Below are 12605 nucleotides of genomic sequence, written 5' to 3'. Positions count from 1 at the left end.
CCGGCTCCGGCTTCTTTTTTACCATTTTATATGCACCATCTTGGAGGCTTTTGAGAGCCAAAATTGCACTGTTTATATGGTTGTCTAAAATCAGTTTTTAAAATCAGAACCTATTCAGCAAGCCCTAATTATGTTTGTTTAATTTATATTAATCCGTTTAGTTGGTATGCTTCTTGCAATTTTCTTGAGATTATCAATTTGGAATTAATGTTGTGTAATTTTTCAGAAATGGGAGGTGGCATGGAGGCATCTCTTTAGCTGTTTTCTGTTATTTGTTTAACTTTAGGAGGTAATAGGATGAGTGTTGTTGAGAAATCATTTTATGCCGGACCTTGTGGTGTTGAACCCTATGACAAGGAATGGGGAGTCGGTGTTTCCGGTATGGTGGACAACCCGTCACCGTATCCCAGGATCAATAGGATGCTTAAATGGTTGGACGCAGTTACGCCCGGCGCGGACCACGAAAGAGCCTGCCTGGTCACTGAAGCGTACCAAAAACATAGCTATAAGCCTCAAATTGTCAAGTGTGCGGAGGCTCTTTCCAACGTACTGAGGAATGTAACCGTACGAATTTATCCGGACGAACTGATTGTTGGTGAAATAGCCGCTCCCGCCAAAAGCGCTCCGGTATTTCCCGAGTTCTCCTACAACTGGATTGTGGATGAAATCAAGAACAACCCCTGGAAAAGCAGAACGCATGACGTGCATGTATTATCGGAGGAGACGGAAAAGCGGCTGCTTGAATTAGCGGAATATTGGCCCGGCAAGACGGTGGAAGAACAGATTAAGGCCACATGCACCGACGAAGAGTTGAAGGGTTGTCAAATGGGGAAGGGGGTTTACTTCTTAGACCTGTACATGTACGGCGGGGTCGGTCACATTTGCGCCAACTACGAAAGTCTCTTTAAACAGGGTTTTGGCGGGCTGGGAAAAAGGGTTGAAGAAAAGCTTGCCGGCATCGACCCGAGTTTGCCGGAAGACATTAAAAAAAGAAACTTCTACCAGGCCCAGTTGATTGTCGTAGAGGCTTCAATTGAATTTATCAAGAGGTATGCCCGGCTGGCACGGGAAATGGCTGCGCAAGAACAGGACGAAACCAGGAAGAATGAACTGGTGCAAATAGCGGGCAACTGTGAGTGGGTATCGGAAAATCCGCCCAGGACCTTTTGGGAAGCGATCCAGCTCTATCACCTTGCCACAAATATTATCCTTATTGAATCCAACGGACATTCAGTTACCTACGGCAGGTTCGACCAATTGTTTTATCCGTTCTACAAGAATGACATGAAAAATGGAACTGCAACGAAAGACTTCGTGCAGGAACTGATCGAGAATTTTTTCATCAAACTGCATGAACTCAACAAGGTCAGGGATACCGGAAATACAATTGTCGCCAGCGGACCCAGGATGGGCGGAACGGCTCTGGACGTGGGCGGTATTGATAGAAAAGGCCGTGACGCCACGAACGACCTCAGCTTCATGGTGCTGGACGCCCATGCCCATACCAGGATCCCGAATCCCTGGATGGCGGTCAGGTTTCATGCCAACACTCCGGTTGAGTTCAAAATTAAGGTATTCAATGTAATTAGAATTGGGACCGGGGAACCCAAGATCCTCAATGATGAGGTTAACATCCCCGCTGCCATGGCTTACGGCAGATCGTTGGAAGACGCCAGGGATTATGTTGGGATTGGTTGTGTAGAACCTGACGCCGCGGGGAAAGAGTACGGCTGGCATGACGCGGCTTATTTCAGTATGGCCAAGGTGTTCGAACTGGCCATCAATGACGGCAGGTGCGTGGGGTGTGGTTCAAATTGCCCGCGCTGGGAAATATGCGCCAGTGTTGGCAAGAGGCTTGGAGCGCAGACCGGCCGCCTTGCTGATTTTAAGTCGTTTGATGAGGTGCTGGACGCCTATGACAAGCAGATGAAATACTGGTGCGACAGGCTGGTCAGTGTAATAAACATCATGGATTTGACCCATCAGAGTTTAAAACCGCTGCCATATCTGTCTTTGTTAATTGATGATTGCACTGAAAAAGGCGTCGATGTGACAGCCGGAGGGGCCAGGTACAACTTCAGCGGGCCTCAGGGTGTAGGCACTGCGACTGTCGGGGACGGTCTGTCTACCATCAAACAATTGGTCTTTGAAGAAAAGAAGGTTACCGGAGCGGAACTGCTCAAAGCGGTGGAAAACAACTGGGAAGGCTATGAACCGCTTTATGCCCTGGTAAACAGCAAAAAGGTGCGTCACTACGGTAATGACGACGATTATGCCGACGAGCTGGCCGGTTTTGCCCTGAACACCTATTGCAAACATCTGGAAAGGAGACCTAATGCCCACGGCGGTGTATTTGTACCGGGTGTATTTTCCGTATCGGTAAATGTGGGGGCAGGCTTTTTCTGCGGCGCGTCGGTTGAAGGCAGGAAAGCCTTTGAACCTGTTTCCGACTGCCTGGGTCCGGTTCACACATATGCCGGGTCGCACGACCTAAGCGGCCCTACCGCGATTGCCAACTCGGTATCCAAGTTGGACCTGGTCAGGGTCGGCAACGGAACCATTCTCAACTGGAAATTTACACCGACCTGTCTTACCGGTGAAACCGGGCGCGACAACCTGATTTCCGTAATTGACGGATTTTTTGCGAAAAAAGGCATGCAGAGCCAGTTTAACGTTGTAAGCCGGGAAACTCTTTTAGCCGCTCAAGCTAATCCGGAGAAATATAAGGGTTTGCTTGTTAGAGTGGCTGGTTACAGCGCTTATTTTGTGGAACTGAGTAAAGAACTGCAGGACGATATTATTGGGAGAACCGAGTTGTCATTTGATTAAGGTTTTATGGCAAAGATGATGGTTGTAGTTTTGGGTTTTGCACAATGGAAGGGGGGGTGCGGTTAAGGAGCATTTTCGTTGATTAAATTACATCAATCTAATTCTAAAACTTTGGGGAGGAACAATGATGAGTGTCGCTGAGAATTTAATTGGCATAAAACCTTGTGCTGTTGAGCCGTTTGATAAGGAATGGGGCGTCGCAGTCTCCGCCATGACTGAAAACCCCTCGCCGTTTCCACGTGTTAACAAAATATTGGCCAATACTCAAATGACCACAAACGGAGAAGTTGTTGCTGAAAGGGCCTTGCTGGTAACTGAAGCGTATCAAAAACATGCCGGTGCTCCACAGGTTGTCAAGTGTGCAGAGGGCGTGTCTAATATGCTCAGGAACGTGCCGATCATGATCTTCCCGGATGAGCTGGTCGTCGGCAATTTGGGTTGTGCCAAGAAAGCAGCGCCGGTTTTCCCGGAGTTCGGTCTTAATTGGATTATCGATGAAATGGAAAGCAACCTTTTAAATTATAGTAAAAATAGAACACATGACTATTTCACTTATACCGAAGAGACGCAACGCGGTCTGACGGAAATAAAGGATTTCTGGCGGGGACAGTGCGTAGAAGATGTAACGTTGCCCCTGTTGACTGACGAGGAAATAAAAGGTTCCCATATGGGCAAAGGGGTTTTTTTGGCGGCTTCTTATATTTACTCAGGGGCGGGACATCTGGGCATCAACTATGAGAAATTATTTACACTGGGTTATGGCGGGATAAGAAAGCAAATTGCAGAAAAAATGTCCGTCCTGGATATGTCTTTGCCGCAAGACATTAAGAAAAAAGCCTTTTATGAGGCGGAATTAATAGTCTGTGACGCGGCAACGGAATATATAATGAGTTTTTCCCGGAAGGCGCGCGGGATGGCGGGTCAAGAACAAGACGCTGTCAGGAAAAAGGAACTGCTGCAAATAGCGGACAACTGTCAATGGGTATCGGAAAATCCGCCCAGGACCTTCTGGGAAGCGATTCAACTTGTGCACCTCGCCAACTGTATGGTCCTTATGGAATCCAACGGCCATTCCATTTCTTACGGGAGGTTTGACCAGTATATGTTCCCCTTCTACCGGAATGACCTTAAGAACGGGACTGCGACCAGAGAATTTATGCAGGAATTGATTGAGTGCTTCTTTATTAAGATATGGGACATGAACAAAGTCAGGGATCACGTGAGCATCAATATCTTCGCTAACGGAGGAATAGGCGGGCCGTGCCTGACTGTCGGGGGCGTCGGTAAGGATGGACTGGACGCCACCAACGATGTTACCTTCATGGCCATGGACGCTCATGCCCATACCAGAGTGCCGACTCCCTGGATGGCAGTGAGGCTTCATAATAACACTCCCTGGGAGTTAAGGGTCAAGCTGGCCAATTTAATCAGATTGGGTACCGGTGAACCCAAGATATTCAATGATGAAGTCACCATTCCCAGCATGCTGTCGTACGGCAGGACCATTGAAGAATGCAGGGACTACCAGGTGGTTGGTTGCGTCGAACCTGATGCCACAGGGAAAGAGTACGGCTGGCATGATGCGGCTTATTTCAACATTGCCAAGGTCCTGGAACTGGCCCTCAACAACGGCAGGTGCCTGGAGTGCGGTTCAACTTGTCCGCGCTTTGAAGTATGCGCGGGGGCCGGAAAACAGCTTGGACTCCAGACCGGAAGCTTAGCCGGCTTCAAGTCCTTTGACGAGGTTTTGGAGGCGTATGATAAACAGATGAAATACTGGTGCGACAGGATGGTTTCCATGTTAAACGCCGTGGATATTGCGCACCAGACAATAAAACCGCTGCCATACCTTTCTTTGCTGATTGAAGGCTGTATCGAAAAAGGTTTGGACGCCACCGCCGGCGGAGCCAAGTACAACTTTAGCGGACCCCAGGCTGTGGGTATAGGAACTGTGGGAGATGGTCTGGCTACCATCAAACAGCTTGTTTTTGAAGAAAAGAAAGTCAGTGGTGAAGAACTTCTCAAGGCCGTTAAAAATAACTGGGAGGGTTATGAACCTCTATACGCCCTGGTAAACAGCGACAAAGTACGCCACTACGGTAATGACGATGACTATGCCGATGAATTGGCCAAATTCGGCCTGGACACCTACTGTAAACATATCGAAAAAAGACCAACCGCCCATGGCGGCGTATTCCAGCCGGGTTCTTATTCAGTGGCTGTCAATGTGGCGTTTGGCGGGCTGCAATGGGCCTCGGTTGAAGGCAGAAAAGCATACGAACCGATTTCCGACTGCATGGGAGCAGTTCACACCAATGCCGCCTCCCACGATGTAAAAGGTCCAAGCGCTATATGTAAGTCTGTAACCAAACTGGACCATGGCAGATCTTCCAATGGAACCCTGCTGAACTGGAAGTTCGCGCCTACAGCTCTTTCTGGTGAGACCGGCCGTGATAACCTGATTTCCCTGCTTGACACCTATGTTCAGAGGAAGGGCATGCACAGCCAGTTTACCGTTGTCAGCCGCGAGACGCTTATAGACGCGCAAGCCAACCCGGATAAGTATAGAGGGCTATTGGTAAGGGTGGCCGGATACAGCGCCTTGTTTGTGGAACTCAGTAAAGAGCTGCAGGACGATATTATCGGAAGGACCGAGTTGTCGTTCGATTAATCAGCCGGATAAGTAACAGTCAATTTTTTATGGGCATGCTGCGGTGGAAAATTGTCTTCCGCCGCAGAGCCCCCGCGGCATGGACAACTACCCAAAATATTTGGGGCATGAGGAGAATGAGGAATGAAAATAACTCTGGAAAACGCGTTAAGCATGATCAAGGCAAGCGAAGAAAAGGCAAAGGCTATCGCTGTTCCGGCTGTAATTACGGTAGTTGACCGGGGAGGCGACTTTATTGCCATGCATCGTATGGATGAGGCCCCGATCGGGTGTATTCAGATTTCATCAGGCAAGGCTTACACTGCAGCGGTGTTAAAACTGCCTACCCATGTGTTTACCAACCTCTGTCAACCCGGGCAAGAACTCTTTGGACTTAACACCATCAACGGCGGCCGGTTTGTTGTTTTTGGCGGCGGCCTTCCTGTCGTTGACGGAAATGAGGTTATCGGGGCTATCGGTGTGAGCGGTGGTTCTGTAGAGCAGGATATGCAAATTGCTGAAGCAGGGCTGAAGACCATGCAGCAAGGAGCGTTATAAAATAGCCATGAAAAATGATTTTGGGACAGAGGGAATCGTATTTAACATCCAGAGATATACAATTCATGACGGCCCCGGTATAAGAACGGAAGTGTTTTTGAAAGGGTGCCCGCTGCGGTGCAAGTGGTGCAGCAACCCCGAAAGCATGAAACCCGGACTGGAGGTCGGGGTATATGCCAACCGCTGCATAGGGGTTGATAAGTGCGGGTATTGTTTGTCTGCCTGCCCTCAGGCCAAAGATCGGGTGATTATTACAGCAGATAATAAGGTTACAGGAATTGACCGAGAGAAATGCACAAACTGCAACAAGTGTGCGGAAAGTTGTCCGGCAAACGCATTGATGACCTGGGGCAAAAAAATGACCATCCCTGAAGTGATGAAGGTGGTTTTAGCCGATCGCGAGTTTTATTGGAAATCTGGCGGCGGGGTAACTTTATCGGGTGGAGAGGCGCTCGTACAGTGGGAATTTGCCCGGGAACTGCTCAAAGAGTGCAAAAAAAATCACCTGCATACTTGCCTTGAGTCAGCCCTGCACTGCAGAACGGATATTTTGGAGCAGGTTTATCCTTATGTGGATTTAGCGCTCACCGACATCAAACATATGAATTCGGCAAAGCATATGGAATTCACAGGGGCAGGCAACGAACTTATTTTGAAGAATATCAAGAAAACTGTTGAGATGAATAAGCCTCTTGTGATCCGTATCCCTGTGGTGCCTGAGCATAACAACAGCGAAGAAAATATCAGGGCGGCCGCTGAATTCATAGTGAAAGAATTGAAAACCTGCGTCAACCAGGTGCAATTGTTGCCGTACAGGCAATTGGGAACGGAAAAGTATACTTCGCTGGGTATCGATTATCCTATGGGTGATTTTAAACCCGTGGAAAGAAATGTATGGGAACAAAATATCAGGCATCTGGTGGAAGTGATGAAATCATACGGCGTTCCTGCGGAAGCCGGTACCACAAGTAAAATCAATTTATGAACATTTTGAAGTTTGAAGAAATGAGAGGAGTAAGGTAATGGAACAGGGAAAAGGTAAAATAAAATTAGCTATATTAAGTTTTTCTATCTTAATGATGGGCATAATCGGAATTGCTGGCGGTCTTAGTGTCATTGGTCAACATTTTAGTAATTTACCTCAAACCTCTATCCAATTGCTCATATCGCTCCCCTGTATTGTAATTATTGTTGTTACCCTTTTAGTGGGCAAAGTTCAAGAATATGTACCGAAGAAGACACTTGTTGTTTTCGGTATCCTTTGCTTCATCATAGGCGGTGTTGTTCCTGCATTCCTGTCATCATTTACAGCAATACTGGTATTAAGATCAATCCTTGGACTTGGGATCGGAATGCTGCAACCATTATCCTCTGCTCTTGTAGTAGAACACTTCGACGGTGATGAGCGTTCAAAGGTTATGGGTCAGCAAACTTCGGCTCAAATGCTTGGATGCGCTGTAATGGTTCTCTTCGGTGGATATCTTGCTGTAATAGGTTGGAATATTACCTTTTATGTGCACCTCCTCGCTGTACTCTCGTTAATTATCGTCCTGTTGTTTTTACCGAATACCAAGCCAATTGGAAATACGGCAGCGGAGGGCGCGCCGTCCGGGAAAGTTAAGCTTACAGGAGCAGCGTACGGATGGGTCGTCACTATGTTCATATTCTTTATAGCTGGTCAAGTATATTCAGTATTTCTTGCCTTCTTTATAGAGACCCAAGGTCTGGGCACCGCCGCGCAGTCCGGGCTGACACTTACCTTCTTTGCCTTGGGCGGATTTTTAATGGGTCTGGTTTTCGGAAAGCTGATGACGCTGACGAAGAATCTTACACTTTCAATTGGTTTCTTCCTGCTGGGTGTATCTTATCTGATGATGGTTTATGCGCCAAACATTAATATGGTATATGCGGGAAGTTTAGTATGCGGTTTTGCCTTCTCAATCGTTATGCCCTGCATTATCGTTGGAACATCAACAGCTGTTGATCCAATTTCTGCTCCCATGGCTATTTCAGCTGCAATGTGCAGCCAAAACCTTGCGCAGTTCTTAAGCCCTTATATTGCGACACCTATTGCAGTAGCGATGGGCGGAGACGTCAACCGGTCAGCTTTCATATTTGCTGCAGCACTGGTTATCGCCATGGGCGTTGCGGCAATATTATGGGGTATTGCAAAAAACAGAAGGGAACATTTGGTTACTAACTCTGCATTTTAAAACTTTTCTGAAGGAATCTTATATATCCCGCCACGTTGAAAATCTCTTTTGTTTGCTACGGGCAACTCAGCCTGGGGCAAGTATCAAATGCAAGGGTTTTAGCCCTTGCATTTTTTCCTGCTTACTTCTTCATTATGGGAAAAGCAAGCTTTTTTTGCGTAGCATTTAACCTAAGGCTATAACCTGTTTAGCAGGTTTACAATACCACCAGGCAGTTAGAAATTTTTAGTGACATTATCATAGACATGTGATAATATTCTAAGCAGGTGGAAGGGGAGCCTTCTACGCGGCAGCAGAGATGGATCCGACAATTACATAAGTGAGGTGAGTTGAGTATGAGCTGAGCCTGGACGAGTGTAGACGAGGGTGTTTTTTTGTTAGTCCAAAAACCGGGCCACGCTGCCCGGTTTATTTGTTTGTAAGGGTAAATTTATCCGAACAGCTGCTCCAGGTGAAAAGTCAAGGGGTCTTATCAAAGTTTTTAAAATCAATTACAAAAAGAAATGAGGTAAAAATGATGGAATTCATGTACAGCATTCCAAGTGTCGTTAATTTTGGTAATGGGGCTTCACAAAAAGTCGGCGAAATGGTCCTTGGTTTTGGAGCAAAAAAAGTTTATTGCGTTTATGACATGGGAGTCCAAAAAATTGCTAAAGAAATCGTTCAAACCCTTAAAGAGTCCGGTTTAACTGTTGTTGAATACGATGGAGTTCTCCCCAACCCTCCCGATACCATTGTTGAGGAAGCGGCTAAGACAGCTAAAGAAGCCAATGTTGATGTCCTTGTCGCCGTTGGCGGCGGCAGTTCTATGGACTGTGCCAAGGCAATTAACATATTGTTGACAAACCCATCTCCCATTAATCAATATGACGGTTTGAATTTGGTCAAGAATCCTACCAAACCTTTAATTGCTATCCCGACCACCTCAGGCACCGGTAGTGAAGTTACCGGTTTTACAATTATCACTGACACAACCAGGTTGAAGAAAATGGTCATCGGGGGACAATTTGTGGGGGCCACCGTTGCCCTGGCCGACCCGTTGTTGACTGTGGGCCTGCCGCCCGCGGTCACTGCTGCGACCGGTATGGATGCCCTGACGCATGCTGTTGAAGCCTATGTTTCCAAAGGCGCTTCAATTCCCACAGACGTCAATGCGCTCAAAGCTATTGCCTTGATTGCCGAAAACCTTGTTGAAGCAACAAACAACGGCAGCAACGTTGAAGCAAGAACAAATATGCTGCTGGGCAGTATGATGGCCGGTTTTGCTTTTAACTCCGCAGTTTTGGGCCTTGTTCACTCAATTGCCCATCCCTTAAGCGTCCATTGCGGTCTGCCGCATGGTGTCGCCAATGCTTGTGGACTGCCGTATGTCATGGAGTATAATGCTGAAGTGGTTCCTGACAAAACCATTGATATCGGAGCCGCCATGGGTTTGGAGCTGCAGGGATTGACCAAAGAAGCGGCTGTCAAAAAGGTGATAGACGCAGTGAAAGATCTTTCTGAGAAAGTAAAAATCCCGACTTTGAAAGAAGCGGGCGTTAAGAAGGAGCAATTTGACCGGATTGCCGAGGATGCACTGCAGGAAATCAGTACTTTGTTTAATCCAAGGGAAGCCAGCAAAGAAGACATTCTCGATATTTTGGAAAAGGCTTACTAGGGCAGATAATTATTGGGCTTATACCGTTGAATTGGCTGCCGCGCCAGTGCGATAAACAGGTATATAACCCAGCGTATATTGTTGACTTTTGGTTAACCCGGTCCTATAATAACCCTGAAGCAAACACGGTAGGTGGAAGAATTTGAAGTCTTTTGTTATTAGGCCGGTCCGAGTTTGTCCAAAACCCCTGAGTTGTAAAAATCAGGGGTTTTGTAATCTCTTCATAAATTTAGCTATACTCAAAAGGTATTGGCCAATACAATGCAGAAGTAACAAAAAAACGGCCCCACGGCCGCTTTTTAAAAACTTCTTTGCTTATATAGCACGCTGTATCTTGCCGCTCCTCAAGCAGCGGGTGCATACCAGAATTCTACGGGGACTACCGTCTATGATGGCTTTGACGCGCTGCAGGTTGGGCATCCAGGTCCTTTTAGTACGAATGTGTGAGTGGCTCATATTCATACCGACGCTAACGCCTTTGCCGCAAACGGCACATACTCTAGCCATAGATAACCACCTCCTTTGCATCACCACTACATTCTATCAAAAAACAAAAGGCGCCGCAAGGCCGGCTTAAGTTAAATTCCAGTTATTTTCCGAAAGGATTGCCATGCCTGCTGACTTTTTCGCAAAACCAGTACAGTACCTCAAGATGATCGGACCCCGGCGGGCCGCAGCCATGCAAAAGCTCGGCCTCTTTACGGTGCGGGACCTGCTGTATCATTTTCCACGGCGGTATGAAGATCGCTCCAGGCTTCTACCGGCCGGCGCCTGCCCGCATGGGGAGACGGCCACCATCAGGGGGACCGTGCTGGCCGCGCAGGATTTAAAGCCAAGGCGCGGCTTAACTGTTACCAAGCTGGCTGTGCATGACGGGACGGGTATTTTCTACGCGGTATGGTTCAACCAGCCATTCGTCAAGAAAAGCCTGTCTACGGGAACCAAACTTTTTGTAACCGGCAAAGTTGACAAGAGCTTTGGGCCGGTGCAGGTTATGGTCGAGGATTATGAGGTTGCGGAAGGCGGCGACCCTCTGGGCGCAGGAAGGCTGGTCCCCATCTACCCGCTGACCGGGCAGCTAACCCAGCGACTATTGCGCGCCGTCGTAAAAACAACTCTGGATGAGGCACGCTCAAATGCAGGTGAATTTCTGCCTGCTGAATTGCTTGGAAAATATAAGTTGCCGGTATTTGGGGACGCCCTGGCAAGTATACACTTCCCGGAATGCCGCGAGGACCTGGAAAAAGCCAGAAGACGATTTATCTTTGAAGAGCTTTTTCTTCTGCAGTTGGGACTGGCGGTCCGGCGGGCAACTGTCGCAGCCCGTCACAAGGAATACCGCTGCCGGCGGGACGGCGGGCTAACCAGTTCCTTTATTCATAATCTGCCTTATCGCCTGACCGGAGACCAGGTCAGAGTGTGGGGTGAGATCGCAGCCGATATGGAGTCCTCTTCTCCCATGCAGCGTCTCCTCCAGGGGGATGTCGGGTCCGGTAAAACGGTAATTTCCATACTTGCGCTGCTTAAGGCAGTGGAAAACGGCCTGCAGGGCGCCTTGATGGCGCCCACTGAAATCCTGGCCGAACAGCATTACCTGGTGATGAAGAGGACACTGGTTCCTATTGGCGTTGAGGCCGGGCTGCTGACCAGCAGCACCCCTAAAAAGGAAAAGGAATTACTGCTGCAAAGGCTGGCGGAGGGTGACCTGAAACTGCTGGTGGGGACGCACGCCCTGATTCAACAGGATATTTCTTTCCAAAGGCTGGGACTGGTGGTGGTTGACGAACAGCACCGCTTTGGCGTCCGCCAGCGGGCGGCCCTGCAGTACAAAGGAAGCTGCCCCGACACCCTGGTTATGACCGCCACCCCGATCCCACGCACCCTGGCCTTGACCCTGTACGGGGACCTGGATCTTTCGGTGATCAGTGAGACGCCTCCGGGCAGGCTGCCGGTCAAAACCTACGCGGTCCTTCCCAGCGCGCTTCATAAGGCCTATAAGCTGGCGGCAGACCAGCTTCGCCTGGGGCGGCAGGTTTATATTGTCTGTCCCCTAGTCGAAGAGTCGGAAAAAGTTGATTTGCAGGCAGCCACCGATATTGCAGAAAAGCTGGCGGCGGGTGAATTTCGCAACTACCGGGTCAGGCTTTTGCACGGCAGGATGAAAGCAGGGGAGAAGGAGGAAATCATGACCGCCTTCAGGCAGGGGGAGGTCGATGTCCTGGTAGCCACCACGGTCATTGAGGTAGGGGTGGACGTCCCCAATGCCACGATGATGGTGGTCCTCGACGCCGACCGCTTCGGCCTGGCCCAACTTCACCAGTTACGGGGACGCGTCGGCCGGGGCGGCCACCAGTCTTACTGCATCCTCACCGGCAGTCCCCGGACGGAGGAAGGCAAGGCCCGCCTGAAAGCGATGACGCTGATCGCGGATGGCTTTGCCCTGGCTGAAGAGGACCTGCGCTTGCGGGGGCCGGGGGAATTTCAGGGCACCCGCCAGTCCGGCCTGCCGGAGTTGAAAATTGCCGATCTCCTGCGCGATGTTCAAGTTTTCCAGACCGCCCGCCAGGAAGCGATCGCCCTGGCCGGGTCCGACCCAAACCTGACCCGGCCGGAGAACAGCAGGCTGCCGGCCGAGATAAAAGCCAGATATAGCGGGTCTGGCGGTTACATGGGGATTGGTTGAGGTCAACAACTTTGT

8 protein-coding genes are annotated in these 12605 nt (G+C 49.1%); 7 read left to right on the top strand and 1 reads right to left on the bottom strand.

Annotated elements, in window-relative coordinates; genetic code table 11:
* Window positions 1-297 precede the first annotated feature (297 nt).
* The 6 genes from Psfp_RS15615 (at window position 298) to Psfp_RS15590 (ending at window position 9907) form a co-directional block, all read left to right on the top strand.
* On the top strand, window positions 298-2829 hold the full coding sequence (locus Psfp_RS15615; RefSeq protein WP_134219470.1) for a formate C-acetyltransferase/glycerol dehydratase family glycyl radical enzyme: 2532 nt from the start codon (window positions 298-300) through the stop codon (window positions 2827-2829).
* A gap of 124 nt (window positions 2830-2953) precedes the next feature.
* Window positions 2954-5500, top strand: coding sequence for a formate C-acetyltransferase/glycerol dehydratase family glycyl radical enzyme (locus Psfp_RS15610; RefSeq protein WP_205079604.1), 2547 nt, complete (start codon window positions 2954-2956; stop codon window positions 5498-5500).
* A gap of 123 nt (window positions 5501-5623) precedes the next feature.
* Complete coding sequence (locus Psfp_RS15605) at window positions 5624-6037, top strand: heme-binding protein (protein ID WP_134219469.1); 414 nt, start codon at window positions 5624-5626, stop codon at window positions 6035-6037.
* Window positions 6038-6044: 7 nt separating this feature from the next.
* On the top strand, window positions 6045-7022 hold the full coding sequence (locus Psfp_RS15600; RefSeq protein WP_134219468.1) for a glycyl-radical enzyme activating protein: 978 nt from the start codon (window positions 6045-6047) through the stop codon (window positions 7020-7022).
* A 37-nt stretch (window positions 7023-7059) separates the two neighbouring features.
* Window positions 7060-8250: an MFS transporter gene (locus tag Psfp_RS15595; RefSeq protein ID WP_134219467.1), complete on the top strand. Its 1191-nt coding sequence runs from the start codon at window positions 7060-7062 to the stop codon at window positions 8248-8250.
* Window positions 8251-8764: 514 nt separating this feature from the next.
* On the top strand, window positions 8765-9907 hold the full coding sequence (locus Psfp_RS15590; protein ID WP_205079602.1) for an iron-containing alcohol dehydrogenase: 1143 nt from the start codon (window positions 8765-8767) through the stop codon (window positions 9905-9907).
* A gap of 315 nt (window positions 9908-10222) precedes the next feature.
* Here the strand turns inward: Psfp_RS15590 and rpmB are convergent, their stop codons facing one another.
* On the bottom strand, window positions 10223-10414 hold the full coding sequence (gene rpmB, locus Psfp_RS15585; RefSeq protein WP_134219466.1) for a 50S ribosomal protein L28: 192 nt from the start codon (window positions 10412-10414) through the stop codon (window positions 10223-10225).
* A 103-nt stretch (window positions 10415-10517) separates the two neighbouring features.
* On the opposite strand from rpmB, the gene recG reads away from it, so the two are divergent.
* The gene (recG, locus tag Psfp_RS15580) at window positions 10518-12590 is read left to right on the top strand and encodes an ATP-dependent DNA helicase RecG (RefSeq protein ID WP_134219465.1); all 2073 of its coding nucleotides are present in this window, start codon (window positions 10518-10520) and stop codon (window positions 12588-12590) included.
* Window positions 12591-12605: the final 15 nt, after the last annotated feature.

Source organism: Pelotomaculum sp. FP, from assembly GCF_004369245.1.
In the GTDB taxonomy this organism is placed as follows: Bacteria; Bacillota; Desulfotomaculia; order Desulfotomaculales; family Pelotomaculaceae; genus Pelotomaculum_C; species Pelotomaculum_C schinkii.
Note: the sequence above shows the minus strand (reverse complement) of the source record. Positions and strands in the feature narration are given on the sequence as shown.

Excerpts from the sequence above, each read along its gene's own strand:
- Psfp_RS15615 (WP_134219470.1), top strand. The coding sequence starts at position 298 with ATGAGTGTTGTTGAGAAATCATTTTATGCCGGACCTTGTGGTGTTGAA.
- Psfp_RS15610 (WP_205079604.1), top strand. The coding sequence starts at position 2,954 with ATGATGAGTGTCGCTGAGAATTTAATTGGCATAAAACCTTGTGCTGTT.
- Psfp_RS15605 (WP_134219469.1), top strand. The coding sequence starts at position 5,624 with ATGAAAATAACTCTGGAAAACGCGTTAAGCATGATCAAGGCAAGCGAA.
- Psfp_RS15600 (WP_134219468.1), top strand. The coding sequence starts at position 6,045 with ATGAAAAATGATTTTGGGACAGAGGGAATCGTATTTAACATCCAGAGA.
- Psfp_RS15595 (WP_134219467.1), top strand. The coding sequence starts at position 7,060 with ATGGAACAGGGAAAAGGTAAAATAAAATTAGCTATATTAAGTTTTTCT.
- Psfp_RS15590 (WP_205079602.1), top strand. The coding sequence starts at position 8,765 with ATGATGGAATTCATGTACAGCATTCCAAGTGTCGTTAATTTTGGTAAT.
- rpmB (WP_134219466.1), bottom strand. The coding sequence starts at position 10,414 with ATGGCTAGAGTATGTGCCGTTTGCGGCAAAGGCGTTAGCGTCGGTATG.
- recG (WP_134219465.1), top strand. The coding sequence starts at position 10,518 with ATGCCTGCTGACTTTTTCGCAAAACCAGTACAGTACCTCAAGATGATC.